This window comes from Sulfitobacter litoralis, assembly GCF_900103185.1.
Taxonomy (GTDB): domain Bacteria; phylum Pseudomonadota; class Alphaproteobacteria; order Rhodobacterales; family Rhodobacteraceae; genus Sulfitobacter; species Sulfitobacter litoralis.
The window spans coordinates 25,022-48,775 of record NZ_FNJD01000003.1; the positions used below are offsets into that span (position 1 = coordinate 25,022).

Genomic DNA, 23,754 nt, shown 5'->3' on the forward strand with positions numbered 1-23,754 from the left:
TATGCATAGCAAACTCCGACGGCCCGCCCGATGAATGATATCTGGGCGGGCCTTTCTTCTGCGTTCTGGCTGGTTGTCACCGGTGACCCCGATCTGATCGAGATTACGCTCAGGTCGTTGCAGGTCAGCCTGACCGCGCTGGTGATCGCTTCAGCCATCGCGCTGCCGTTTGGCACGTGGCTGGCCATCCGCCGTTTCCGCTTCCGTCGCACTGCGATTGCCGTGCTGAACTCGCTGATGGGTCTGCCGCCTGTCGTGGTGGGGCTGATCGTCTATCTGTTGTTGTCGCGGTCGGGCCCCTTTGGTGTGTTGGGTCTGCTGTTCACCCCCACGGCGATGATCATCGCGCAGGTGATCATCATTACCCCGCTGATTGCCTCTATTACCCATCAGGCGATGCGCGATCTTTGGGCCGAATACCATGATTTGCTGATCTCGCTGAACACCACGCCGACGCGGCGGATCCTGACGTTAATTTCGGACGGGCGGCGCGCCTTGCTGACTGCGGCGCTGGCAGGCTTTGGCCGTGCCATCGGCGAGGTCGGCGCGATCATGATCGTGGGCGGCAATATCGACCACGCCACCCGCGTGCTGACCACCTCTATTGCGCTGGAAACCGGTAAAGGTGATTTCGCACTGGCGCTTGGGCTCGGCTTTGTTCTGATCGCGCTGGCGCTGACCGTTAACCTGATCATCCACGCACTGTCCCGTACCGAAAGAGAGGGCAGATGGTGACCCCCTTGATGCCAGCCCATATGCGCGATGTGACCGTCACCCGTCAGGGCAAGCAAGTGTTGGGGCCTGTGGACCTGACCCTTGGTCAGTCGGGGTTTACGATCCTGCTGGGGCCAAATGGTGCCGGCAAGACGACCTTCCTCAAGGCGCTGCACGGGCTTGAACGGCTGTCGACGGGATCAGTCACATGGTCCGCGCCGGATGACGTCGCGCGGATGAAACAGGCCTATGTATTCCAAAGCCCAGTTATGCTGCGCCGGTCCGTGCGCGCCAATCTGGGATATCCACTAGCGATTCTTGGCCAGCCAAAGGCGCAGGTGAATGACGCGGTAGAGGCATGGGCCACGCGGATTGGCCTGACGGCAGCGCTGGACCGGCCCGCGACAGGGTTGTCGGGGGGTGAAAAGCAAAAGCTCGCCCTTGCCCGCGCATTGATCCGCGACCCTGAAATTCTGCTGTTGGACGAACCCTGTTCGAACCTTGATGGCCGATCCGTAAAGGATATCGAGGCCTTACTGACTGCCGCCCATCAGGCTGGGACGCGTATCGTCATGGCGACCCATGATCTGGGTCAGGCGCGGCGGCTTGCAACTGAAATATTGTTTCTGTTTAAAGGTCACATTCACGAGGCCGGCCCGGCGCCCGATGCGTTTGACGCCCCGCAGACCCCGGAATTCAAATCCTTTTTGAACGGAGACATTTTGATATGAAATCCTTGATTACCGCTCTTGTTGTGGCGCTTGGCACCACTGCTGTTCAGGCCGATACGATGAAAATGGCTGTCACCACGTCGTTTAACAATTCTGGTCTGTCCGACGTGCTGCTGCCTGCCATCAAGGAAGATCTAGACCTTGATGTTCAACTGCTGATCGTCGGCACCGGTCAGGCTTTGCGGTTGGGTGAAGCGGGCGATGTCGATGCGATCCTCGTCCACTCCAAGAAAGCCGAAGAGGCGTTCGTCGCCGACGGATATGGCACCCACCGCCGCGAGATCATGTATAATGATTTTGTCCTGATTGGCCCCAGCGACGATCCCGCCCAGATCAAGGATTCCGAGGCCGCCAAGGACGCGTTGGCCCGGATCGAAAAGGCCCAGGCTCCCTTCGTGAGCCGTGGCGATGACAGCGGCACCCATAAGAAAGAGCTGTCCCTTTGGGCAGGTGCCGATCTCGCCCCAGCGACATTCGACGAATGGTACAAAGCTGTCGGCGCAGGTATGGGCGCGAGCCTCAACACTGCTGCGGGGATGGGTGCCTATATCATGTCCGACCGCGCGAGCTGGCTGAACTTTGACAACAAGGCCGATCTGGCGATCCTCTTTGCAGGCGATCCGGTGCTGTTCAACCAATACGCCTATATTCCGGTGAACCCCGAAAAGCACGCGCATGTGAACAAGGACGCCGCGGCCCAGCTGGAAGGCTGGCTGGTCGGCGACCGCGCCAAGGGCCTGATCGACAGCTATACGATCAACGGCGAAAAGCTGTTCACCTTTAACGCACAGCAGTAATCCGCGCCTTTAGCAGGCCGCGTTTATCGCTCCGGCAGAAAACACCCGCATCGACATATCGCGATGCGGGTGTTTTGCTTCAAAGGCCTCAGATCTGGCTTTAGCTCGGCGCTTTAGTGGTGCGTAGGTAAGGCAGGATTTTGTTGAAGTCGCCGAATTTCGCTTTGGCATCATCGTCCGACAGGGTTGCGGGGATGATCACATCGTCGCCGACATTCCAGTTCGCCGGTGTTGCCACGCCCTTGCCGGTCGAGGTTTGCAGCCCGTCCAGCGCACGCAGCACTTCGGCAAAGTTGCGGCCAACGGTCATCGGATAGGTCATCGACAGTTTCAGCTGCTTGTCAGGACCGATGATAAACACGGCGCGGACTGTGGCGCTGTCATTGGGCGTGCGGCCGTCGGGCAGATAGGCGTCGGCAGGCAGCATGTCGAACGCCTTGGCAACGGTCAGATCGCTATCGGCAATGATCGGAAAGCCCGCTTCGGCACCCGCAAAATTCTCGATGTCGCCTTTCCATTTCTTGTGCTCTTCGACGCCATCGACGGAAATGCCCATCACCTTGGTGCCGCGCTTTTCCCATTCATCGGCAAGCTGGGCAACCGCACCGAATTCGGTTGTGCAAACGGGGGTAAAATCCTTGGGGTGCGAAAACAGGATCGCCCAGCTGTCGCCAACCCAGTCGTGCAGGCTGATCGTGCCCTGATCGGTTTCGACGGTCAGATCGGGGATGGTATCGTTGATGCGCAAGGACATAATATACTCCGGCTTCATGGTTTCGGTTTGTCGTTCAGTACTTATATAAGACGTTGCGCTGCCGGTTTCACCCCCTCACTTGCGGGTCTGCAAATGTGGTGACATGGTACGCGCAACAGGTCGGGGAAATGCCCTCGACACCGCATGACAAAAGGAGTTTTCCCATGCTGGAGAAGCGCGAGTTTTACATCAACGGTGAATGGGTATCCCCCGCCAAGCCGAATGACTATCACGTGATCGACCCCACCACAGAGGAGCCCTGCGCGGTCATCTCGCTTGGGGATCAGGCAGATACCGACGCTGCAGTTGCCGCCGCCAAAGCGGCCCTGCCCGGCTGGATGGCGACCCCTCCGGCTGACCGCATCGCGCTTTTGGAAAAGCTCCTCGAGGTCTATCAGGCCCGCGCCGAAGATCTGGCCAAGGCGATGAGCACCGCCATGGGTGCGCCGATGGATCTGGCCCGCACCGCGCAGGTCGGGGCCGGCGCATACCATCTGGGCAACTTCATCAAAGCCGCGAAAGAGTTCAAATTCGAACAGCCGCTTGGCGACCACGCACCCAACGACCGGATCATCCGCGAGGCGGTTGGCGTCGCGGGCCTGATCACGCCATGGAACTGGCCGATGAACCAGATCACGCTCAAGGTCGGGGCTGCGGTCGTATCCGGCTGCACAATGGTGCTGAAACCCTCCGAGGAAAGCCCGCTGGACGCGATGATCTTTGCCGAACTGATCGACGAGGCAGGCTTCCCCAAAGGTGTGTTCAACCTTGTGAACGGTGACGGCGTCGGCGTTGGCAGCCAGATGTCGTCGCATAAAGACATCGACATGATCAGCTTCACCGGATCGACCCGCGCGGGCACGCTGATTTCGAAAGCGGCAGCCGATACGCTGAAAAAGGTCCATCTTGAACTGGGTGGCAAGGGCGCGAACATCGTCTTTAACGATGCGGATGACAAAGCCGTCAAACGTGGCGTTCTGCACATGATGAACAACACCGGCCAGTCCTGCAACGCCCCCAGCCGTATGCTGGTGCAATCCGATGTCTATGACAAAGCCGTCGAAGAAGCAGGCGCTGTCGCGTCGCAGGTCACCGTTGGTCCTGCCTCCGAAGATGGGCGTCACATCGGCCCCGTTGTGAATGAATCGCAGTTCAACAAGATTCAGGATCTGATCCAGAAGGGCATCGACGAAGGTGCGCGTTTGGTTGCGGGCGGCACCGGACGTCCCGACGGGTTGAACCGCGGCTTCTTTGTCAAACCCACCGTCTTTGCCGACGTGACCCCCGACATGACCATCGCCCGCGAGGAAATCTTTGGCCCGGTTCTGTCGATCATGAAGTTCGACAGCGAAGAGCAAGCGGTCCAGATCGCCAATGACACGGTTTACGGCCTGACCAACTATGTGCAGTCGCAAGACGGCGAGCGCCGCAACCGTCTGGCACGCCAGCTGCGCTCGGGCATGGTCGAGATGAACGGCCAAAGCCGTGCCGCGGGCTCGCCCTTTGGCGGCATGAAGCAGTCGGGCAACGGGCGCGAAGGTGGCATGTACGGGATCGAGGACTTTACCGAGATCAAAGCCGTCTCTGGCTGGGCCGCTGAATAAGCAGCCCTTTCGGCATCCCCCACAAACACCAAGGCCACCTTGCGGGGTGGCCTTTTTCGTTCGCGCAACCGTGCCTTTAAAATGGCGCTTTGGCGCGGATCTTGGTCGAATGCCCGCCCTGAGGGTGGTTGAACCGCAGCTCTTCTGAATGGAGCATCAGGCGCGGATACTGCAACGCTGGACCCGTGGCATAAAACGGGTCCCCCAGGATCGGATGCCCGAGGCTGAGCATATGCACCCGCAGCTGGTGGCTCCGCCCTGTCTTGGGGCTAAGCCGGACGCGAGCGGTGTCGCCTTCGTCTTTCAGCAGGCGCCAGTCGGTTTGCGCGGACTTGCCAGTTTCATGACAGACCATCTGGCGCGGGCGGTTGGGCCAGTCCACGATCAGCGGCAGATCGACGGTGCCGGTCTTTTCCTGCGGCACGCCCCAGACCCGCGCCACATAGGTTTTGCGCGTCATCCGCTTTTCGAACTGCAGCCCCAGATGGCGCTGCGCATAAGGTGTGAGCGCAAAGATCATCACGCCTGAGGTGTCGCGATCCAGACGATGCACCAGCAGCGCGTCCGGAAATGCATCCTGCACCCGCGCGATGAGACAATCGGCCAGATGCGGCCCCTTGCCTGGCACCGAAAGCAAGCCTGCGGGTTTATCGACCAGCAACACTTCGGCATCTTCATGCAAAATCACTAGCGGATCCTGGGGCGGATTATATTCTGTTTCCATAGGTGTCCGTCTCAGATGTAGGGTGGTTTTTCAACCCAATCTGTACCAAAGGATCCGGAATGCACCCTACTATTACCCAGATGATTGATGTGGTCGCCAAGGGAGAGACAGACAAGATCGCCCCGCTTCTCGCCGAGGATGTCACCTTTATGCCGCCGACCTACTACAAAACATGGACCGGTCGCGCCCCAGTGGCCGCCGTACTGGGCCACGTTGGCAATGTCTTTAGCGACTTCAAATACCGTCGGATTATGGGCGAAGGCGCAGATTGGGCGCTGGAGTTTCAATGCAAGATCGGGGATCTGGATGCCGTTGGCGTCGATCTGATCACCTTGGGTGACGACGGTCTGGTCGCCAAATTCGAGGTGGTGATGCGCCCCTATAAATCCATCGGTGCCCTACGCGAAGCGATGAACGCGCGCGTGATGAAAGACCCGAGCTTTCTCGCGTTCAAAGACGCGCTGTCCTAAATCCCCGACGCAGCAAACGAAGGGCACCGCAGCTGAGGTGCCCTCCGCCCCGATCACGCTCGCTTGTGACGCATCTGCTGGAATAGCGAGATCGAATAGATCACCAAAGCCGCCCAGATCAATGGAAACGCAATCATACGTGCCCGCCCGAAGGGTTCGTCAAAGACCAGAACCGCGCATAGGAAGATCATCGTGGGGGCAATATATTGCAAAATACCAATGGTAGACAGCCGCAGCCGTTTGGCCCCATTGGCGTAAAATATCAACGGTACAGCCGTGACCACGCCGCAGCCCACCAGCATCCATGTATCGAACGAAACGCCCTGACCAAAGTGGTTCTGCCCCGTCATGATCAGATAGACCAGATAGGCAAACGCGGGGGCAAGCAGGATCAACACCTCAAGCAGGAAGCCTTGGTTGGGCCCGATAGGCAGCCGCTTTTTCGCCAGTGCATACAGCCCGAAAGTCACTGTCAGGCTGAGGGCCACCCATGGGAAACGGCCTGAATCGAGGGTCAGGATCGCAACGGCCACCGCCGCCAGCCCAATCGCCGCCAGTTGCAGCCGCGACAGACGTTCCCCCAGCAGCAGCGCCCCCAGCAGAATGCTAAATAGCGGGTTGATATAATAGCCCAAGGCCGCATCCAGCGCGTGACCCGAGTTCACCGCCCAGATGTAGATCCCCCAGTTGACCGAAATAAGCGTCGCCGTGACGCAGCCCATCGCCAAGGTACGCGGAGACCTGAACGCCTCGCGCAGGGTGGCGGTACGGCCTAGCAAGATCAACACCAACGCGCCCACGGGGACGGACCAGATGACCCGATGCACCACGATTTCAGCCGCAGGAATATGGGCCATGGCCTTCATATAAAGCGGCAGAAACCCCCACAGACCATAGGCCCCAATCGCAAAAGCAAGCCCTTGGGGCGTGTCTTCGGGCGGGGCGGGCTGGTTGGCGGATAGGGTATCGGGGTTGCGCATGTCGTGTCTCCTTGGGGTCTGCTTACGCCTGCAGGACCCAAGGGGCCAGAGGGAAAGACTGACCCAAGTGCACCTGCCCTACCGGCGCGCTGGATCAGCCCTTGATCACCGGCGTATGCGCGCTGCCCAACAGCACTCCGTAGATGATAAAGCTGACCGCCATCACGCGGCGGAACCAGACGTTGAACACTGCCCCCAAGGCCGCCCGCCCCAATCCGGCACCAAGCGCGGTAAACCCCGTGTAGCTTGCCGCGGTAAGCGTCAGCGCGGTGGGCACAATCACGATCATCTGATCCCAGATCGGCACATCCGGCTGCACGAACTGGCTGAAGGCCGCAAGGTATCCCGCAACGGATTTCGGGTTGATCGTCGCAATCGCAAAGGACCGCCAATAGATGGACGCGGCGGGACGATCATCCATCACCACGGGTTTGCCCGCCATGATCAATCCGCGCACGCCGAGGTAGATCAAAAACCCCGCCCCGATCATCTTGGCCACAAAGAACCCTGTCGCCGAGGCCGTCAGCAGCGCCGTCACACCAACTGCAGACAGGGCCAGAAACAAAGACGCTTGTGTCAAGATTCCCAACACGCCCACCATGGCCCGCGAAAAGCCCAGGTTCATACCGTTGCTGATGCAGTTCACCGCATTTGGCCCCGGCGTGGTGACAAACACCACCCAGAACAGGGCGAAAATGATCCATGCGTCAAAGCTCATGGCGTTTCCTTTGATCGGTGGGCAGGTTCACCGGCCTAGACGTTAGAAAAGACAGATTTCAAGATCACGGCGAGTGCGTCTGCATCGGTCTGGTCAAATGCCGCCGGTTGGTTGCTGTCGATATCGAAGACACCCAACAGCTCCCCTTTGCCGTCCCAAACCGGCAAGACAATTTCGGACCGCGTGGAAGAGGCGCAGGCGATGTGCCCTGGAAAGGCATCCACATCTTCTACCAGTTGTGTTTCGCCAGTGCGCGCCGCCGCACCGCAGACACCACGCGCGAAGGGAATCACCAGACAACCGTGCCCGCCCTGATACGGACCGATTTTCAACAGCTCGGGGTCGGTAACGCGGTAAAATCCCGTCCAGTCGAAACGATCATCGGCATGGTGGACCTCGCAGGCGACGGTGGCCATCAGTGCCACGCTGTCAGTTTCGCCTTCGGTCAAGGCATGGAGGGTCTTGGAAAGGGTCGTATAGTCAACGCGCATATAAGTGCCTTTTGTTACTGTCGGACCGGGGGGCAGTCTGCCCCCCGACCCCCGAGGATTTTTTCCATTTGGAAATTCAGGGCCGCTCGATGGCGATTGCGGTGCCTTCGCCGCCGCCGATACATATCGCCGCGATCCCCCGTTTCAACCCGCGTTTTTCCAAGGCGTTCAACAGGGTGACTATGATGCGCGCGCCCGAGGCTCCGATGGGGTGCCCCAGTGCACAGGCACCGCCATTCACGTTCACGATGTCATGGGACAGCCCCATCTCGTGCATGAAAGCCAGGGGGACGACGGCAAACGCCTCGTTCACTTCCCACAGATCGACATCCTCTTTCTGCCAACCCAACCGGTCCAGCAGTTTTTGTGCGGCTGGGACCGGTGCCGTCGTAAACAGCCCCGGTGCCTGCGCATGGCTGGCATGGCCAAGGATATGCGCGCGCATGGTCAGCCCTTGGGCCTTTGCCGCGGTTTCAGAGGCCAGCACCAAAGCGGCCGCCCCATCCGAAATAGAGGACGCGTTCGCCGCAGTCACCGTGCCGCCTTCGCGGAAGGCTGGTTTGAGCTGGGGGATCTTTTCGGGACGCGCGTTGCCGGGCTGTTCGTCCGCCGAGACGGTCACGGCACCCTTGCGCGTTTTCAAATCAAGCGCTGCGATCTCGCCGTCGAAAGCACCGCTATTTTGCGCATCTAGCGCGCGCGACAAGGAGGCCAGCGCATAGTCATCTTGCACGGCACGGGTGAATTGAAATGTCTCTGCGCAGTCTTCGGCAAAACTGCCCATCAGACGGCCTTTGTCATAGGCGTCTTCGAGCCCGTCGAGGAACATGTGGTCAATCACCTGCCCGTGCCCCAGCCGCGCGCCGCTGCGCATCTTGGGCAGGACGTAGGGCGCGTTAGTCATGCTTTCCATGCCGCCGGCGATCATGACGCCGGTGTGCCCCAATACAATCTGATCAAAGGCAATCATCGCCGCTTTCATGCCAGAGCCGCACATCTTGTTCAGTGTCGTGGCAGGCACGTCCTCACCCAGGCCCGCCTTGAATCCCGCTTGCCGTGCCGGCGCCTGTCCCTGGCCCGCAGGCAGAACGCAGCCCATCAGCACCTCGTCCACGGTGTCCGTTCCGGCCCCGTCCATCGCGGCCTTGATCGCGTGCCCCCCAAGATCGGCGGCGGTCAGGTCGGCAAAAACCCCCTGAAATCCGCCCATAGGCGTCCGCGCGGCACCTGCTATCACGACTTTTTCCATTTCGTCCCCTCCCCGGGAAATGATCATCTTTTGGTAAGGTATCGGCGTTATGCATTTAGGCTTCAGGGACACCTTGGGGATGACCATATGAAACTCTCAACCAGAACAGAAGGGCAGCTGCAAATCATATCCGTCATGGAAGACCGCATAGATGCCGCCGTTGCGCGTGCCTTTAAGGAAGCGATGCGTGACATGGTCGAACACGCGCCGCCTGGTGTTATTCTGGATCTGGGGCAGGTCTCGTTTATCGATTCCAGCGGGCTTGGGGCAGTTGTTGCCACGCTGAAACTACTCCCCCCGGGCAGTAAGTTGTCGCTGGCGGGCCTAACGCCCGCGGTGGACCGGGTGTTTCGACTTACGCGAATGGACAGCGTCTTTTCGCTTTTTCCGACGATGGATGCGGCCATGGCCGGGCCCGCAACGGCATGAGCGCACTGTACCGGCACAATGACGCTGTGAAACCAGCCTCCGCACCCTATGGCTTTGAAGTCACCCTTGAAGCATCCCCTGATGCAGTATGTGCGGCCTTGGGTCATATTCGCGCAGAATTGGCCCGACACCGCCTATCCAAAGAGAATTTGGAAGTGATCGAACTGGTGATGGCAGAAACATTGAATAACGTTGTCGAACACGCGTATGCCGGTGCGCCGCAAGCCGGGCTGATCGGGGTGCGGGGGACATATTCGGGGGAGGATCTGCGTCTTCGCATCACGGATATCGGCAAACCGATGCCCGGGTTCACCCTTCCCGCTGGAAAGCCGTTCAAGCGGCATGAAATCGCAGATGTGCTGCCCGAAGGTGGGTTCGGTTGGGGATTGATCCGCCTGCTAAGCTGCAATCTAGCGTATTCTCGCATGGGTGATATGAACCTGTTGACCCTGCGCATACCTCTTGCCGCAGGGTGACGCAGATACGCGATGCGATGCAAACGGGCGAGCGACTTTGCTGTGCGTCGGTTTAGAGCGCTAGGCCATCGAGACCTCAGTGCCTCCGAAAGCTTCGCATTGGTGCCTCAAATGTTTCATATTTCCGCCCATTTTTGCAGGCAATGTCGGTCGTGTAGCTGCATATAGCTTCCCTCGGCGTTGCGTTTAATAGCCCCCACCCAGTACGCAATGCCGAGGCACATTTTCCTGATCGAATCCTTTTAAAAGATTGCCCGCGCGATATCGCCCACGCTAGGCTCGCGCGAATGCTTTGCAACTGAGGGCCTTGACCAATGCGCGATTTCCACCTTCCCGGACGTTCCCCTGTTCTGGCCCGAAACGGCATGTGCGCCACGTCCCATCCTCTTGCGGCGAAAACCGCTATCGACATTCTGGAACGCGGTGGCAACGCGATGGACGCCGCGATTGCAGGGGCCGTGTTGTTGGGAATCTGCGAACCGCAGATGACGGGGATCGGCGGTGACTGCTTTGTGCTTTATTCGCCAGCGGGCAGCGAAGATGTACATGCGTTGAACGGTTCAGGCCGTGCCCCCGCTGCACTGGACGCCAGTCATCTGCGTGACGCCGGCGAAACGAATGTGCCCCTGCGCAGCGCCCATGCCGTCACGGTTCCTGGCGCGATCGACGCCTTTTGCCACCTGTCTGACAGTGTCGGCACCATGGGTCTGGATGCGCTCCTTGCCCCAGCGATCCGTTATGCCGATGAGGGCGTGCCAGTCGCGCCCCGCGTCGCTTTTGACTGGGGGAACGACGCGGACACCTTGCAAGGGGCTGCGCGTGATTTTTACCTGTCCGGTGGCCAACCTCCCAAGGCAGGCGACATGTTCCGTGCGCCTGGCCAGGCAGAGGTGCTGCGTCGCGTCGCCAAAGACGGGCGGGATGCATTCTATTCCGGTGAGATCGCCGATGATATGGTCGCGTCCCTCAACGCCCAAGGCGGGCTGCATACGGCAGAGGATTTCGCCGCTGTGGCCTGCACGCCCGGCGATCCTATTGCCACACGGTATCAAGATGTCGAGGTGCTGGAGCATGCGCCGAACGGTCAAGGGGCCACCGCACTGTTGATGATGAACATGCTGTCACATTTCGACATCGCATCAATGGATCCGTGGGGCGCAGAGCGTGTGCACCTCGAGGCGGAAACCGCCAAACTGGCGTATGATGCACGCAATCGCTTTTTGGCTGACCCTGATCACACCGCGCGGTTGGCCCATATGCTTGCGCCCGAAACAGCGCGGGAGCTAGCTGCTTTGATCGACCCGAAGAAAGCCATGCCCGACCCCGTCGCCCTGTCCGAAGCGGTGCATAAGGACACGATCTATATCACCGTCGTGGACAAGGACGGCATGTCGGTATCGTTGATCTATTCGATTTTCCACGGCTTTGGGTCCGGCATCGCGTCGGATAAATTCGGTATCCTGCTGCAAAATCGTGGGGCGGGCTTCACCCTTGAACAGGGCCATGCGAACGAGCTAAAAGGCGGCAAGCGCCCGATGCACACGATTATTCCGGGGATGATCAAACGCGACGGCAAGGTGATTATGCCCTTTGGCGTGATGGGCGGTGCGTATCAGCCAAATGGCCACGCGCGGCTTGTTTCCAACCTCACCGATTTCGGGATGGACCCGCAGGCCGCGATCGATGCGCCACGCGCGTTTTCCGACAAGGGCATCCTGAAGGTAGAGCGCGGCTATAGCGATGCGGTCCGCGCGCAACTGTCAGACATGGGCCACAAGGTCGAGATTCCCGCCACAGCAATCGGCGGTGCGCAGGCCATCAAACTGCATGATAGCGGCCTGCTAGAAGGAGCGAGCGACGCCCGCAAAGACGGATGTGCCTTGGGCTATTGAACAGCGCGGCATGGCGCGGATGATCCGCGCTGTGCCTCAGTTCAACTGGAAGTGCAGCGGATAGGCACCGTCAGTGAACGGACCAAAAAGATCGGGGATGTCAGGGTGGTCTACCGGCTCGCCCGAGTAATCGGCCACGAGGTTTTGTTCAGAGACATAGGCCACATAATAGCTTTGCTCATTTTCAGCGAGCAGGTGATAGTACGGCTGGTCTTTCTCGGGACGGCTGTCTTCGGGAATCGCCTCGTACCACTCTTCGGTATTGGCAAATTCTGGGTCCACGTCAAAAATCACCCCTCGGAAGGGATGCTTTTTGTGCCGGACAATCTGGCCCAAGTGATATTTCGCGCGCGTTCTTATCATAACTTCGGTGCACCTACCGTTCGTTCGTAGTCCCTTCAAGGGGCTTTTGTCCAATCCTGCCACGCCAAACCAAGGAAACAGTTCGTGAACGCATCCCATGTGCGTTGGACAGATTGCCGTCATGATCTGTTTGAACAGCCAGTGTAGTCCTGAAAGCGGAAGGCCGGATTTTGATGTCTCCGCCATATGGCGTGACGCCTTAGTCCTGGCAGACCGGCCAAGCACCATCCGTTGGCCGCCCTTTCTGGATTGAAAACAATGGCGAAATGCAGGCTGCTCAATATGCGCGCCGGTCGTTTTGCGCATGCCGTGGTGTGTGGGAATACCGCTCAGACTGGGGTTTCTAGGGTAAATTTCTGGTGGGCGTCTGGCGGCTGATCTGATAAACTAAAGACAATAAAAACACGAAAAATGTGAGAGGCCGATGAGCAGAACCTTTTGCGCCCTGATAATTGCTGTGCTTTTGGCATCATGTAGTGGCGGCCCGACGAGCGCCCCACGAGACCTTGATAACGCATGTGCGATTCTCAAAGAGCGCCCAGAATACTATCGTGCATTCCGTGCCGCCGAACGCCGTTGGGGTGTGCCTGTGCATGTGCAGATGGCAACGATCCATCAAGAAAGCAAATTCATTGCGGATGCCCGTACACCGTTTCGCTATGTGATCGGCGTCATCCCCATGGGCCGTCAGTCCAGCGCCTTTGGCTATAGCCAAGCGCTTGATGCGACGTGGGATGAATACCTTGCCGAATCCGGCGGTTTTCGCGCCAAGCGTGATCGGATCAACGACGCCTCTGATTTCATGGGCTGGTATATGAACAAGAGCCGGGAAAAGAACGGTATCGCGCTGCATGACGCCGAAAACCAGTATCTTGCCTACCACGAAGGCAATACCGGCTACGCGCGCCAAAGCTATAATTCCAAACCTTGGTTGGTCGCCGTGGCCCGCAAGGTACGTGCGCGGTCTGATATGTACCAGCAGCAGATCGCAGGGTGCCGCTTGTCACGTTGGTAAGCCAATCGATAAAGTATAAAGAAAGGGCCCCTCGCAGCTGCTGGGGCCCTTTTTCGTTTAGCGGTTTGTTTTGCCGGGGCTGCCGACATCAAACAGGCTGTTAGGCAGGCTGCCGCCCTTTTGCAGGTCACCCAGAACGACCGTGGTGCGCGTGCCATTGCCATCGTTGATGATCCACTGACGCAGCTCTACGGGACTACCGGTGAACTTAAGTTCGATGTTACCGTATTCAGGATGCGCAGGATCCTGGGCACGCACGGTGGTCGCGGTGCCATCATAGCTGTGCCCCGTGACCATCTTGGCCTGACCCAGATTCACATTCGCCGCAAGAATGATCGACAGCGGAGTCTTGGAAAGGGGGTATGTCTCTGCCGGCTGGTTCGATTTCTTGTCATAGATGACAACGGTGTTGCTGCCCGCGATGACAGTACCGGAATCCGGCGCGTTATATTCAAAACGCACCTTGCCCGGGCGCTTGATATAGATCGTGCCCGTGCTGATTGATCCGTCATCGTTGATCTGGGTGAATTCGCCCTTGGCGGTCTTCAGTTTATTCAAATAGCCGGAAATTTCGTTCAGCGGCAGTTTGTCGGCGGCGGCGGGCATCACAGCCGCGAGCCCCAAGCCTATGGCCAGTACGGTGGTTGTCACAAAACGCATCATAGTCTTCCTATTCTTATTCCAGAGCCTTGCCTTCGACATAGGGTGTCGCGTCATGATATGCGATATCACGCAGCAGGATATCGTTTAACACGGCGCAAATGTAAAAGGGGTCGGCCTGTTCCCAAGCCAACCCCCAACGTCGCTATGACGTTCCGATAAATTTTGCAGGTTAACCCTGTTCAGGTATCAAGATTTCACGTTTGCCCACATGGTTCGCTGGCGACACAAGCCCTGCGTCTTCCATCTGTTCGACCAGACGTGCCGCCTTGTTATAGCCGATGCCCAGTTTACGCTGGATGTACGACGTCGAACATTTGCGGTCCTTTGCGACGATGGCGACAGCCGTATCATACTGTGCGTCTTCGCCATCAGTGTTCCCGCCAAGGCCCAGAACTGCGTCGATGCTGCCCTCTTGGTCGTCAGATGGTCCTTCGACCACGCCCGATACATAATCGGGTTCGCCGTATGCCTTGAGGTGGTTCACGATCTCTTCGACTTCTTCATCGCTGACGAATGGCCCATGGCAGCGCACGATCTTGGACCCGCCTGCCATGTACAGCATGTCGCCCATGCCAAGAAGCTGTTCCGCCCCCATTTCGCCAAGGATGGTGCGGCTGTCGATCTTGGACGTCACCTGAAAGGAAATCCGGGTCGGGAAGTTCGCCTTGATCGTGCCGGTGATGACATCGACCGACGGGCGCTGTGTTGCCATGATCAAGTGGATACCGGAGGCCCGCGCCATCTGCGCAAGACGCTGGATACAGGCTTCGATCTCTTTGCCTGCCACCATCATCAGGTCGGCCATCTCGTCAACGACAACAACGATGTAGGGCAGCGCCTCGGGCTTGAACTCATCCGTCTCGAAGATCGGCTCGCCCGTATCATCGTCAAAACCGGTCTGAACGGTACGGCTGAACATTTCGCCCTTGGCCAAAGCATCGCGCACACGGCCGTTATAGCCCTCGATGTTGCGGACGCCCATCTTGGACATCTTGCGATAGCGCTCTTCCATCTCTCCTACGGTCCATTTCAACGCGACAACGGCCTTTTTCGGGTCGGTCACAACGGGGGACAGCAGGTGCGGGATGCCGTCATAAACGGACAGTTCCAACATCTTGGGATCGATCATGATCATCCGGCACTCTTGCGGTGTCAGCTTGTACAGCAGCGACAGGATCATCGTGTTGATGGCTACCGATTTACCCGACCCCGTGGTCCCCGCAATCAGCAGGTGAGGCATTTTGGCAAGGTTCGCAACGACAGGATCACCGCCAATGTCTTTGCCCAAGGCCAACGGCAAACGCATGGTGCTGTCGCCGAAATCACGGGCGGCAAGTATTTCGCGCAAGACGACTTTCTCGCGGTTTTCGTTGGGAAGTTCGATCCCGATCACGCTGCGGCCCGGCACAGTGGACACACGCGCCGACAGTGCCGCCATGGAGCGTGCGATATCGTCCGCGAGACCAATCACACGGCTCGCCTTGAGGCCCGGAGCCGGTTCAAGTTCGTACATGGTGACAACTGGTCCGGGACGCACGGCGACGATTTCGCCCTTCACGCCATAGTCGTCCAGCACGTTTTCAAGCATGCGCGCGTTCTCTTCCAGCGCGTCATCGCTCAGGTGAAGACGTTCAACTGTGTCGGGGCTTTCCAGCAGGTTAAGGGGGGGCAGCTCGAATCCCGGGTGGGTATCCTCAAAGGTCAGCGCAGGCTGCGCTTCGACCTGCGCCTGCTTGCTGGGTTGAACCGGTTTGCGGACCTGCGGCTGCACGACTTTGCGTGGCTGCGCGACAGGGATTTGCATGGACGTGTCAGGCTCTGCCTCTTGCAAAGGCAGCTGGCTGTCGAACATCGGATCATCATCCAGAACCGCCATATCCGCATCATAGTCGGGCTCGGAGGGGGTCAGTTCAAGCACAGGCCGTTCGGCGATCAAAGGGCTCCGGCTGGCAACCAAAGGGGGCTCTACCCGGGTAGGGGAGGGGGCCTGAGCGCCGGTGAGCGGAGGTTCTGCACGATGGGCACCCCGCGCTGTCGTATCCAGCAGCAGTGGATCGGGCCCACGTCCGCGACCGCGTGTCAAAGGCGCGGTGGACGGGGTGTGCACGCCGCCGCCCTTGCGCACACGGCTTTTAATCACATCGGCGATCTTGGATTTGATGCGGTCATCGCTCGGGCCTTCGTCCAGTTCCGGATCGGCCCATGTTTCGACCAATTCAGGTTCGGGCAGCGGATCGGAACGTTTGACCAGTGCCGGCATCTTCGACAGCAAACCGGTTTTGGGCGCAGGTTCAGGCGCATTATCATAGGCCGACGCATCGTTGTAATACCCCTGGCTTGCAGCCAATTCGGCGTTCTCTTCGGCCTCTACGCGGTTGCGTTCGCGACGTTCCAGCTGACGTGACTGAAGCCCCTGTGCCGCTGAAACCGCGCCAGATGCACCGCGTCCCAAGAGGGTCATCAAACCAGCATAGCCCATGATCAGCCCCACCAGCATGAAGCGGAACAGGCGTTGCAGTTCCAGACGGGTAAAGCCGAAGACAAAGGCGCCAAACACGAGGATCGATACGCCCATGAGCAGCGACATCAGCTTGATCGTAAAGGTCGATCCGATGGGTAGAACGGTCAGGATGACCCCCATCACGGTATCGCCGAACAGCCCGCCCAAGCCAAAGCTGTGAGTTTGCAGCCAAGCCGCATCCGGCGTCAGGGTCGCGCCATAGATCGAACAGAGCGCGACGCCAATCGGGGCGAAAATCAACCGGCCAACTGCGCGTTCTTCGCCACGGTGCAGGGCGAAACGTACGCCCCACGCCAGCAAGACTGCCGCAACAGACCACGCGCCCCAGCCCACGATCATGAACAGCGGTGCCGCGATCGATGCGCCCATGCGGCCCAGCCAGTTTTGAACCGGCGCATCGGTCGAAACCATCCAGTTCGGATCATCGGGGGTGTAGCTGCCAATCATCATCGCGGCCATCAGGCCAAGGGCTATCAACCCAAGTCCCAGCAATTCCTTACCGCGCTTTTCGATCGCTTCTGCCATGTTTGTGTCTAGCAAAGGGTCGCGCCCACGTGTCTGATATGCCATTGCTCTGATCCCTCGTCTTACTCTGGATAGAGACAGCGGCGGATCGCTTCAATCCCGCGCGTCGTCTCTTCTTTTGGGGCGACCATCGCCACCCGAATATACTGTTTACCGGGGTTTTCGCCGTTTACGGTTTGCGCCAGATAACCGCCCGGCAGCACCCGCACGCCGGTCTCACGCCAAAGTTTCAGTGCCGCGGCCTCGTCATCCTCGACCGGCAGCCACAAAAAGAACCCTGCCTCGGGGCTTTGGTAACCGGGAACATTGCCCAGAATCCGGTCGGCGACTTCGTATTTTTCAACATATAGCGCGCGGTTCTCGGCTACATGGGCTTCGTCGTCCCACACCGCAGCCGACGCCGCTTGCAAGGGCAGCGGCAGCGGCGCGCCGGCATAGTTTCGCAGCTGCTTGATTTCGCGCATGGTGTTGACACCTGATGCCACAAAGCCGGACCGTAGTCCGGGCAAGTTCGACCGCTTTGACAGCGAATGGAAAATCACCACACGGTCCGGATCAGCGCCGACCTCTTGGGCGACCTGCAACGCACCGACGGGCGGCGTGTCGCGGTAGATTTCGGAATAGCATTCATCCGCGAAAATCTTGAAATCGTATTTTTCAGCCAAAGCGATTAGATCGGCCCAATAGTCACGGGTGGCGACAGCGCCCTGCGGGTTGGCGGGCGAACAGATATAGGCCGCTGTGGTCCGGTTCAGCACGTCTTCGGGCAGATTGGCAAAATCGGGCAAATGACCGGTGTCGCGCGTCGCGGGGACCATGACCGGATCAGCCGCACCGGAAATCGCGGCGATCATATAGACCTGATAAAACGGGTTCGGCATCAGAATGGCCGGCTTCTGGCCGTTCTTCGTTTCCGGACACACGGCCATGACCGCGTTATACAGCCCTTCGCGGGTGCCATTCAGCGGCATGACCTGCGTATCTGCGTCGACCGCCACGCCGTAGCGCCGCTTGATCCATCCGGCAATCGCACCACGCAACTGGGGCGTGCCGTCATTGGCGGGATAGCTGTTAAACCCAGCCGCATTTTGCGCGATCACATCGGTGACCCACGCTGGAAAAGCATGTTTCGGCTCGCCAATCGTCATATGGATCGGCGTGCCACCGCCTTCATGCGCATCAAGCAATGCGCGCAGGCGCGGCCACGCGTGGGCCGGAAGGTTCGAAAACCGCTCGGGGTACATCATTTCACTGCCTCGGGTTCGGGATCATTCATGCCCCGTTTGTTCCAGAGTACCCAAGGGCTTGCCCCGCGTCCAGACATTGCAGGACGCAGGGCAGCGTTTGTGTCATTTAGGCCAGTGCTTCCTCGGCGGCTGCGGCGACGCGCAGCAGATGTTCTTCGCCGTTGGGCGTGCCCATCAGCATCAGGCCGCAGGAAGGGGTGCCCGTGGGCAGCGTCACCGCTGCTACCCCCATAAGATTCCCGATGCGCGTGTTGCGCAAGGTCATGAGGTTGGCCGAGACGTAGTAGTCATGCTCGGTTTCCAGCCGGTCCAGTTTGGGGGGCAACAGTGGTGCGGTGGGGATCAGCACCGCGTCATAGCCCGCCACAGCTTTCACATAGGCCGCGCGGATGTGGTCGATCTTGGCCCAGGCCGCGACGTAATCGGGGCCGGAGTGGCATTTACCCAGACGGAACCTTTCAAGGATCTCACCATACATTGCATCCGGGTTCGCCTCGATCACGTCGCGCCACAGGCCGTAGGCTTCGGCGGTGTAAAGGCACCCGCTCAGCGGCATCGCCTCTTTGATAGGGTCGAAATCGATGTCCTCGATCACCGCGCCGGCCTCCTTTAGCCGTGCGACAGCATCGTCGAAAGCCGCTGCGGGGGCGTCTTCAATATCGTCGAACGCCACAGTTCGCAGGATCGCAAAGCGACGCCCTTCGATGTCGGTGCTGCCCATGTCCATCGGCTTGGACCCTTCGGTGAGGGCCAGCAGCAGGCTCGCATCCTCTACCGACCGGCAAAGTGGCCCAACGGTATCGAACTTGGCGGCCAAGGGCACGACACCCTCAAGCGACACACGGCCCGATGTGGTTTTCAGCCCCACCAGATCGTTCCAAGCTGCAGGCACGCGCACCGATCCGCCGGTATCTGATCCGATCGCCGCCGCCGCTAAACCGAAAGCGACAGAGGCCGCAGCCCCCGAAGATGACCCGCCCGAAACAGCGTCTTCGTCATTGACACAAGGCGGGGTGGCGGTGCTGGGGTTATACCCGAGCCCCGAAAACGCCAGTTCACTCATGTGGGTTTTGCCAAGACAGACCAGCCCCATTGCCGTCGCATTCGCCAGCACACGCGCGTCGCGGTCGGGCACGCGGTCTTTCAGCAGGGCGCTACCTGCTTCTGTCGCGACGCCCGCCGTGTCAAACAGGTCTTTCCAGCTGATCGGCACACCATCCAGCAGTGACAAACGCTGGCCTGTGCGAGCGCGATCCCGCGCGGCACCGGCTTCGGTCAGCGCACGGTCAGCCGTCACGCGGGCATAGATACGGTCCCGCAGCGGGTGTGCGTCAATTGCGTCAAGATAGGTCTGACACAGCACCACCGGGTCAATCTGGCCGTCCCCGATGCCCCGTCCCAAATCTGCGGCTGTCATGGTTAACCACTCTTGCATGTTGCTTCCTCGAATAATGCTTTGGAAAAGGGACGGTAGCGACGCCAGCGCGCATGGACAATCCCTGCTGCACGCCCATATCTAAAGCTATGGATTTTGATACAGATATCGCAATCGTCGGTGGGGGGCTGAATGGCCCGACCCTTGCCTTGGCTTTGGCACAGATCGGCCTGCGGGTCACGTTGATCGACAGGCTGCCCGCTGCCACGCGGGAAGATGCGGCGTTTGACGGGCGATCCTATGCGCTGGCGTTGACCTCGACACGGATGCTGGGGGCGCTCGGGATCTGGGAGGGCGTGAAACCCCACGCGCAACCGATGCTCGAGATCAAAGTGACGGACGGGCGCGCGGGCGAAGGCCCCTCCCCTTTCTTCATGCATTTCGATCACGCAGAGATCGAAGAAGGGCCAATGGGCCATATGGTCGAGGACCGCCACCTGCGCCGCGCATTGGCAGAGGCGGTGAGCGCTGACGCCCGGATCACGCGGCTGGACGGCGAAACGGTTGTCGCGCAGGACGCGGCACCCTCGGGTATCACCCTGACCTTCGCAGACGGCAAGTCCCTGCGCGCACGGCTGGTTGTCGGCGCGGATGGCCGCGCATCGGGCACCGCAATGCGTGCGGGGATCAAGCGGATCGGCTGGGGCTATGCTCAAACCGCGCTGGTCTGCGCCATCGCGCATGAAAAACCGCATCACGGTATCGCGCATCAGTTCTTTATGCCGCCCGGCCCGCTCGCGATCCTGCCGCTCACCGACAACAGGTCGTCCATCGTCTGGAGCGAAACCGCCGCCAATGCCGCACCTATCAACGCGCTGCCAGACGACGGATATCTGGACGTGCTCCGCCCGCGGTTCGGTGACTTTCTGGGCGAAATCTCCCTTGCCGGCGCGCGCTACACCTACCCGCTGAGCCTGTCATTGGCGCATGCGATGATGGCCACGCGTGTCGCGCTGCTGGGGGATGCCGCGCACGGCGTACACCCGATTGCCGGTCAGGGGTTAAACGCCGGTATGCGCGATGTCGCCGCATTGGCCGAAGTCATCGCAGATGCGCACCGACGCGGGCAGGATATCGGCAGCGCCACCGTGTTGGAACAGTATCAGCTGTGGCGCCGGTTCGATAACACCGCGCTGGCCTTGGCGACAGATAGTTTCAACAGGCTGTTTTCGAACGATAATCCGCTGTTGCGTCTAGCGCGTGATGTTGGGATGGCGGCGATCAATGCGCTGCCCGATGCGCGGCGTGGCTTTATGCGCGAGGCCGCAGGGCTGACCGGCACCCTGCCCCGTTTGATGCAGGGCAAAGCGCTTTAGGTGCAGATGCCCCCAGCGTATCAATCGATAATCCGCGCCTCGTCGACCAGCATCACGGGGATACCGTTGCGGATCGGATAGGCGAGGCCGGCCGCCTCAGAGATCAGCTCTTGTTTGTCGGCATCATAGGTCAGACGCATCTGGGTTCGGGGGCAAATCAACGCCTCTAGCATGCGGCGGTCAAACGGTATCTCTTCGGCGTTCAATTCATCATCTCCCCTTCTTGGCCACCCCGCAGGGTGTATTCGATCAACGTCAATAACGTCTCGCGTCGGGTAGAGAGGGATGGCGCTTCAAGCAAGGCTTGTTTGTCCTCACTGTCCAGATCAAGCATCATCGACAGCGAGTTGATCAGCAGTTCATCGTCGGCCTCTTGCAGCGTATCCCAATCCGCCGACAGGTTGCGAGCATCGAAGTAGCGGCTGAGTTTGTTCAAGAAGGTATCACGGTCGAACGTGCAATCCTGTTCATCCTTACCAAGGTCGCGTTCAAACCCGTCCCAGCTCACATCGCAGCGTCGGTATGGGGCAAAGCCGTCGACCTCTTTCACTACTCGAAAGCGCGACATCCCCGCAAGGGTGATCATATAGCGCCCGTCCTCGGTTTCAGAGAACTGGGTGATCCGCCCTGCGCAACCGATGGTCTGCAGTCCCGGGCCTTCGCGGCCCGGCACGACATTCGGCTGCACCATGCCGATCAACCGTCCCGGCGTTTTCAGGCAGTCTTCGATCATCTGCAAATAGCGCGGTTCAAAGATGTGCAGCGGCAGCCGCGAGCGCGGCAGCAGCAAAGCGCCCGACAACGGGAAGATCGCGATTGTGTCTGGCAGGTCTGATTGCTGTATCATGTTAGCTTACCTAGGGCGCAGCCCGCCTTATGCAAATATCATCGAGCTAAGTTTGCGGCGGCCATTTAACGCAATGGGATCGTTCGCTTTCAGCGCATCGAAAATGGTGAAAAGCTGGGTTTTGGCGGCGCCATCATTCCACTCACGGTCCTTCCCAAAGAGCGTTAGCAGCTGATCCACGGCGGCTTGGGTATCGCCGTGCGCCTGAAGCGCCTGCGCCAGATCGAAACGGGCCTGCATGTCGTCGGGGTTGGCATCAACCGCGGCCTGAAGCTCGGCCACCGGACCGGCATCCGCCGCCTGTCGCGCCAGTTGCAGCTGTGCATGCGCTGCTTCAAGCTCGGGCGCTTTGGAAATTTCCATCGGGGCGCCATTCAGATGGGCTTCGGCCTGATCCAGCTGCTCCAGCGCGATGTACGCACGCACCATGCCACCATAGGCACCAGCGTAGTTCGGGTCTTCGCTCAAGATCGCAGTAAAGGTGTCCAGCGCGTCTTGGGCAGCGCCCTCGGCCAACATGTCATCAGCCGCTGCCACAGCTTCGGAAAGCTCTTCGCCAGGGGCTTCGCCCCCACCTGCCTTGATCACGCGATCGATAAACGCCTTGATCTCGGATTGTGGCAAGGCCCCCTGAAACCCGTCAACAGGCTGGCCTTTGAAAAAGGCATAGACCGTCGGGATCGATTGAATCTGCAACTGCCCCGCGATCTGCTGGGCTTCGTCGACGTTAATCTTGACCATCTTGACCGCGCCTTTGGCCGCGCGCACCGCGTCTTCGAGCATCGGACCAAGCGTCTTGCACGGGCCGCACCAAGGGGCCCAAAAGTCGACAATCACCGGCACGGTTTGCGACGCCTCGACGACATCGGCCATGAACGTCGCTTCGGTGGTATCTTTGATCAGATCGGCATCACCGGCGGCAACGGGGGAAAGGTTCAAATCCATCATATCAAAATCCTCGCTTGGGGTTGCCCTTTATATGAGGGCGCGTCTGTCTATTTCAAAGGTCGAATGTCGCAAAGACCGGCGCGTGGTCGCTGGGCTTCTCCCATCCACGGGCTTCGCGTAGCACACGGCTGGAATGCGCCGCACCCGAGATATCGCCCGTGGCCCAGACATGGTCCAGACGGCGCCCTTTGTCGGCAGCATCCCAATCTTTGGCCCGGTAGGACCACCAGCTATACAGGTTGCCTTGGGGGACATCTTGCCGCGTGACGTCGACAAAACCGCCCGCGTCCTGGGTTTCGGCTAGTTTTTCGACCTCGATGGGGGTGTGGCTGACCACTTTGAGCAGCTTCTTGTGGTCCCAGACATCATCCTCGCGGGGGGCAATGTTCAGATCACCGACCAGAATGGATTTCTCGGGCTTGTCGCCATGAAACCAGTCGCGCATATCCGCCAGATAATCGAGCTTTTGGCCAAACTTCTCGTTCACCTCGCGGTCAGGCACATCGCCACCCGCCGGCACATAGAAGTTGTGCACTGTCACCCCGTTCTCGAGCTTGGCCGCAACGTGGCGGGCATGACCAAGGGTGGCAAAATCGTGACCGCCGGCATCAACCAGCGGCAGTCGCGACAGAATTGCAACACCATTGTATCCTTTTTGCCCACGCGCCACCATATGGGTATAGCCTGCTTCGATAAATGCGGCGGTCGGGATCTTATCAACGGGGCTTTTGCATTCCTGCAAGCACAGAACGTCGGGCCCATGTTCTGCCAGCAACTTAAGCACAATCGGTTCGCGCAACCGGACAGAGTTGATATTCCATGTGGCCAGCGTGAATGGCATGAGG

General features: G+C 59.4%; 25 protein-coding genes. 10 read left to right on the forward strand and 15 right to left on the reverse strand.

Annotated elements, in window-relative coordinates; all coding sequences use genetic code 11:
- Positions 1 to 30: 30 nt before the first annotated feature.
- The 3 genes from BLQ98_RS03515 to BLQ98_RS03525 are packed head-to-tail and all read left to right on the forward strand — an operon-like array spanning position 31 to position 2,242.
- Positions 31 to 735, forward strand: a complete 705-nt coding sequence (locus tag BLQ98_RS03515; protein WP_093731965.1) for an ABC transporter permease — start codon at positions 31 to 33, stop codon at positions 733 to 735.
- On the forward strand, positions 729 to 1,445 hold the full coding sequence (locus BLQ98_RS03520; protein WP_093731966.1) for an ABC transporter ATP-binding protein: 717 nt from the start codon (positions 729 to 731) through the stop codon (positions 1,443 to 1,445). The genes BLQ98_RS03515 and BLQ98_RS03520 overlap by 7 nt, the downstream gene beginning before the upstream one ends.
- Positions 1,442 to 2,242, forward strand: a complete 801-nt coding sequence (locus BLQ98_RS03525) for an ABC transporter substrate-binding protein (RefSeq protein ID WP_093731967.1) — start codon at positions 1,442 to 1,444, stop codon at positions 2,240 to 2,242. The genes BLQ98_RS03520 and BLQ98_RS03525 overlap by 4 nt, the downstream gene beginning before the upstream one ends.
- 100 nt (positions 2,243 to 2,342) lie before the next feature.
- Here the strand turns inward: BLQ98_RS03525 and BLQ98_RS03530 are convergent, their stop codons facing one another.
- Positions 2,343 to 2,996 carry a peroxiredoxin gene (locus BLQ98_RS03530; protein WP_093731968.1) on the reverse strand — a complete coding sequence of 218 codons (654 nt, stop codon included), beginning with the start codon at positions 2,994 to 2,996 and terminating at the stop codon, positions 2,343 to 2,345.
- Between the two features lie 164 nt (positions 2,997 to 3,160).
- On the opposite strand from BLQ98_RS03530, the gene BLQ98_RS03535 reads away from it, so the two are divergent.
- A complete protein-coding gene (locus tag BLQ98_RS03535; protein WP_093731969.1) occupies positions 3,161 to 4,600 on the forward strand; it encodes an aldehyde dehydrogenase family protein in 1,440 nt (479 codons plus the stop codon).
- Between the two features lie 76 nt (positions 4,601 to 4,676).
- Here the strand turns inward: BLQ98_RS03535 and BLQ98_RS03540 are convergent, their stop codons facing one another.
- Positions 4,677 to 5,324, reverse strand: coding sequence for a pseudouridine synthase (locus BLQ98_RS03540; RefSeq protein WP_093731970.1), 648 nt, complete (start codon positions 5,322 to 5,324; stop codon positions 4,677 to 4,679).
- A gap of 59 nt (positions 5,325 to 5,383) precedes the next feature.
- Between BLQ98_RS03540 and BLQ98_RS03545 the strand changes: the two genes are divergently transcribed.
- Positions 5,384 to 5,794 (forward strand): nuclear transport factor 2 family protein, encoded by a 411-nt coding sequence (locus BLQ98_RS03545; protein ID WP_093731971.1) that lies wholly within the window; start codon positions 5,384 to 5,386, stop codon positions 5,792 to 5,794.
- 53 nt (positions 5,795 to 5,847) lie between these two features.
- On the opposite strand, the gene rarD is transcribed toward BLQ98_RS03545, so the two are convergent.
- The 4 genes from rarD to BLQ98_RS03565 form a co-directional block, all read right to left on the reverse strand.
- Entirely contained in the window at positions 5,848 to 6,774 is a 927-nt protein-coding gene (gene rarD / locus BLQ98_RS03550; protein ID WP_093731972.1) for an EamA family transporter RarD, read from the reverse strand.
- A gap of 94 nt (positions 6,775 to 6,868) precedes the next feature.
- The gene (locus BLQ98_RS03555; RefSeq protein ID WP_093731973.1) at positions 6,869 to 7,492 is read right to left on the reverse strand and encodes a LysE family translocator; all 624 of its coding nucleotides are present in this window, start codon (positions 7,490 to 7,492) and stop codon (positions 6,869 to 6,871) included.
- A gap of 35 nt (positions 7,493 to 7,527) precedes the next feature.
- The gene (locus tag BLQ98_RS03560; RefSeq protein WP_093731974.1) at positions 7,528 to 7,983 is read right to left on the reverse strand and encodes a GAF domain-containing protein; all 456 of its coding nucleotides are present in this window, start codon (positions 7,981 to 7,983) and stop codon (positions 7,528 to 7,530) included.
- A gap of 76 nt (positions 7,984 to 8,059) precedes the next feature.
- The gene (locus BLQ98_RS03565; protein ID WP_093731975.1) at positions 8,060 to 9,232 is read right to left on the reverse strand and encodes a thiolase family protein; all 1,173 of its coding nucleotides are present in this window, start codon (positions 9,230 to 9,232) and stop codon (positions 8,060 to 8,062) included.
- A gap of 87 nt (positions 9,233 to 9,319) precedes the next feature.
- On the opposite strand from BLQ98_RS03565, the gene BLQ98_RS03570 reads away from it, so the two are divergent.
- From BLQ98_RS03570 to BLQ98_RS03580, 3 genes are all read left to right on the forward strand, one after another.
- Entirely contained in the window at positions 9,320 to 9,661 is a 342-nt protein-coding gene (locus BLQ98_RS03570; RefSeq protein ID WP_093731976.1) for an STAS domain-containing protein, read from the forward strand.
- Complete coding sequence (locus BLQ98_RS03575) at positions 9,658 to 10,137, forward strand: ATP-binding protein (protein ID WP_093731977.1); 480 nt, start codon at positions 9,658 to 9,660, stop codon at positions 10,135 to 10,137. The genes BLQ98_RS03570 and BLQ98_RS03575 overlap by 4 nt, the downstream gene beginning before the upstream one ends.
- A 314-nt stretch (positions 10,138 to 10,451) precedes the next feature.
- A complete protein-coding gene (locus tag BLQ98_RS03580) occupies positions 10,452 to 12,029 on the forward strand; it encodes a gamma-glutamyltransferase family protein (RefSeq protein ID WP_093731978.1) in 1,578 nt (525 codons plus the stop codon).
- Between the two features lie 36 nt (positions 12,030 to 12,065).
- On the opposite strand, the gene hspQ is transcribed toward BLQ98_RS03580, so the two are convergent.
- Positions 12,066 to 12,392, reverse strand: a complete 327-nt coding sequence (hspQ, locus tag BLQ98_RS03585; protein ID WP_005850331.1) for a heat shock protein HspQ — start codon at positions 12,390 to 12,392, stop codon at positions 12,066 to 12,068.
- 424 nt (positions 12,393 to 12,816) lie between these two features.
- Between hspQ and BLQ98_RS03590 the strand changes: the two genes are divergently transcribed.
- Positions 12,817 to 13,407, forward strand: a complete 591-nt coding sequence (locus BLQ98_RS03590; RefSeq protein WP_208596013.1) for a transglycosylase SLT domain-containing protein — start codon at positions 12,817 to 12,819, stop codon at positions 13,405 to 13,407.
- Between the two features lie 57 nt (positions 13,408 to 13,464).
- Here BLQ98_RS03590 and BLQ98_RS03595 read toward each other — a convergent pair whose 3' ends face one another.
- The 4 genes from BLQ98_RS03595 to BLQ98_RS03610 all read right to left on the reverse strand — a co-directional run bounded on the left by BLQ98_RS03595 (position 13,465) and on the right by BLQ98_RS03610 (position 19,798).
- Complete coding sequence (locus BLQ98_RS03595) at positions 13,465 to 14,067, reverse strand: LolA family protein (protein ID WP_208596014.1); 603 nt, start codon at positions 14,065 to 14,067, stop codon at positions 13,465 to 13,467.
- A gap of 172 nt (positions 14,068 to 14,239) precedes the next feature.
- Positions 14,240 to 17,161 carry a DNA translocase FtsK gene (locus BLQ98_RS03600; RefSeq protein WP_093731979.1) on the reverse strand — a complete coding sequence of 974 codons (2,922 nt, stop codon included), beginning with the start codon at positions 17,159 to 17,161 and terminating at the stop codon, positions 14,240 to 14,242.
- Positions 17,162 to 17,178: 17 nt separating this feature from the next.
- The gene (locus tag BLQ98_RS03605) at positions 17,179 to 18,360 is read right to left on the reverse strand and encodes an aminotransferase class I/II-fold pyridoxal phosphate-dependent enzyme (protein ID WP_093731980.1); all 1,182 of its coding nucleotides are present in this window, start codon (positions 18,358 to 18,360) and stop codon (positions 17,179 to 17,181) included.
- Between the two features lie 109 nt (positions 18,361 to 18,469).
- Complete coding sequence (locus tag BLQ98_RS03610; RefSeq protein ID WP_093731981.1) at positions 18,470 to 19,798, reverse strand: amidase; 1,329 nt, start codon at positions 19,796 to 19,798, stop codon at positions 18,470 to 18,472.
- 89 nt (positions 19,799 to 19,887) lie between these two features.
- Here BLQ98_RS03610 and BLQ98_RS03615 point away from each other — a divergent pair, with 89 nt between their 5' ends.
- Positions 19,888 to 21,114, forward strand: coding sequence for an FAD-dependent monooxygenase (locus BLQ98_RS03615; protein ID WP_093731982.1), 1,227 nt, complete (start codon positions 19,888 to 19,890; stop codon positions 21,112 to 21,114).
- Between the two features lie 20 nt (positions 21,115 to 21,134).
- Here the strand turns inward: BLQ98_RS03615 and BLQ98_RS03620 are convergent, their stop codons facing one another.
- Genes BLQ98_RS03620 through BLQ98_RS03635 form a run of 4 tightly spaced genes read right to left on the reverse strand, consistent with a single transcriptional unit; the run spans position 21,135 to position 23,750 of the window.
- Positions 21,135 to 21,287 carry a Trm112 family protein gene (locus tag BLQ98_RS03620; protein ID WP_208596018.1) on the reverse strand — a complete coding sequence of 51 codons (153 nt, stop codon included), beginning with the start codon at positions 21,285 to 21,287 and terminating at the stop codon, positions 21,135 to 21,137.
- Positions 21,288 to 21,316: 29 nt separating this feature from the next.
- Positions 21,317 to 21,961 (reverse strand): LON peptidase substrate-binding domain-containing protein, encoded by a 645-nt coding sequence (locus BLQ98_RS03625; RefSeq protein WP_093731984.1) that lies wholly within the window; start codon positions 21,959 to 21,961, stop codon positions 21,317 to 21,319.
- Positions 21,962 to 21,988: 27 nt separating this feature from the next.
- Positions 21,989 to 22,909, reverse strand: a complete 921-nt coding sequence (trxA, locus tag BLQ98_RS03630) for a thioredoxin (RefSeq protein WP_093731985.1) — start codon at positions 22,907 to 22,909, stop codon at positions 21,989 to 21,991.
- Between the two features lie 52 nt (positions 22,910 to 22,961).
- Positions 22,962 to 23,750, reverse strand: a complete 789-nt coding sequence (locus tag BLQ98_RS03635) for an exodeoxyribonuclease III (protein ID WP_093731986.1) — start codon at positions 23,748 to 23,750, stop codon at positions 22,962 to 22,964.
- Between the last annotated feature and the right edge of the window lie 4 nt (positions 23,751 to 23,754).

Bases quoted from the DNA above. Each gene is read 5' to 3' on its own strand.
- BLQ98_RS03515 (WP_093731965.1), top strand. From the start codon at position 31: ATGAATGATATCTGGGCGGGCCTTTCTTCTGCGTTCTGGCTGGTTGTC.
- BLQ98_RS03520 (WP_093731966.1), top strand. From the start codon at position 729: ATGGTGACCCCCTTGATGCCAGCCCATATGCGCGATGTGACCGTCACC.
- BLQ98_RS03525 (WP_093731967.1), top strand. From the start codon at position 1,442: ATGAAATCCTTGATTACCGCTCTTGTTGTGGCGCTTGGCACCACTGCT.
- BLQ98_RS03530 (WP_093731968.1), bottom strand. From the start codon at position 2,996: ATGTCCTTGCGCATCAACGATACCATCCCCGATCTGACCGTCGAAACC.
- BLQ98_RS03535 (WP_093731969.1), top strand. From the start codon at position 3,161: ATGCTGGAGAAGCGCGAGTTTTACATCAACGGTGAATGGGTATCCCCC.
- BLQ98_RS03540 (WP_093731970.1), bottom strand. From the start codon at position 5,324: ATGGAAACAGAATATAATCCGCCCCAGGATCCGCTAGTGATTTTGCAT.
- BLQ98_RS03545 (WP_093731971.1), top strand. From the start codon at position 5,384: ATGCACCCTACTATTACCCAGATGATTGATGTGGTCGCCAAGGGAGAG.
- rarD (WP_093731972.1), bottom strand. From the start codon at position 6,774: ATGCGCAACCCCGATACCCTATCCGCCAACCAGCCCGCCCCGCCCGAA.
- BLQ98_RS03555 (WP_093731973.1), bottom strand. From the start codon at position 7,492: ATGAGCTTTGACGCATGGATCATTTTCGCCCTGTTCTGGGTGGTGTTT.
- BLQ98_RS03560 (WP_093731974.1), bottom strand. From the start codon at position 7,983: ATGCGCGTTGACTATACGACCCTTTCCAAGACCCTCCATGCCTTGACC.
- BLQ98_RS03565 (WP_093731975.1), bottom strand. From the start codon at position 9,232: ATGGAAAAAGTCGTGATAGCAGGTGCCGCGCGGACGCCTATGGGCGGA.
- BLQ98_RS03570 (WP_093731976.1), top strand. From the start codon at position 9,320: ATGAAACTCTCAACCAGAACAGAAGGGCAGCTGCAAATCATATCCGTC.
- BLQ98_RS03575 (WP_093731977.1), top strand. From the start codon at position 9,658: ATGAGCGCACTGTACCGGCACAATGACGCTGTGAAACCAGCCTCCGCA.
- BLQ98_RS03580 (WP_093731978.1), top strand. From the start codon at position 10,452: ATGCGCGATTTCCACCTTCCCGGACGTTCCCCTGTTCTGGCCCGAAAC.
- hspQ (WP_005850331.1), bottom strand. From the start codon at position 12,392: ATGATAAGAACGCGCGCGAAATATCACTTGGGCCAGATTGTCCGGCAC.
- BLQ98_RS03590 (WP_208596013.1), top strand. From the start codon at position 12,817: ATGAGCAGAACCTTTTGCGCCCTGATAATTGCTGTGCTTTTGGCATCA.
- BLQ98_RS03595 (WP_208596014.1), bottom strand. From the start codon at position 14,067: ATGCGTTTTGTGACAACCACCGTACTGGCCATAGGCTTGGGGCTCGCG.
- BLQ98_RS03600 (WP_093731979.1), bottom strand. From the start codon at position 17,161: ATGGCATATCAGACACGTGGGCGCGACCCTTTGCTAGACACAAACATG.
- BLQ98_RS03605 (WP_093731980.1), bottom strand. From the start codon at position 18,360: ATGTACCCCGAGCGGTTTTCGAACCTTCCGGCCCACGCGTGGCCGCGC.
- BLQ98_RS03610 (WP_093731981.1), bottom strand. From the start codon at position 19,798: ATGCAAGAGTGGTTAACCATGACAGCCGCAGATTTGGGACGGGGCATC.
- BLQ98_RS03615 (WP_093731982.1), top strand. From the start codon at position 19,888: ATGGATTTTGATACAGATATCGCAATCGTCGGTGGGGGGCTGAATGGC.
- BLQ98_RS03620 (WP_208596018.1), bottom strand. From the start codon at position 21,287: ATGCTAGAGGCGTTGATTTGCCCCCGAACCCAGATGCGTCTGACCTAT.
- BLQ98_RS03625 (WP_093731984.1), bottom strand. From the start codon at position 21,961: ATGATACAGCAATCAGACCTGCCAGACACAATCGCGATCTTCCCGTTG.
- trxA (WP_093731985.1), bottom strand. From the start codon at position 22,909: ATGATGGATTTGAACCTTTCCCCCGTTGCCGCCGGTGATGCCGATCTG.
- BLQ98_RS03635 (WP_093731986.1), bottom strand. From the start codon at position 23,750: ATGCCATTCACGCTGGCCACATGGAATATCAACTCTGTCCGGTTGCGC.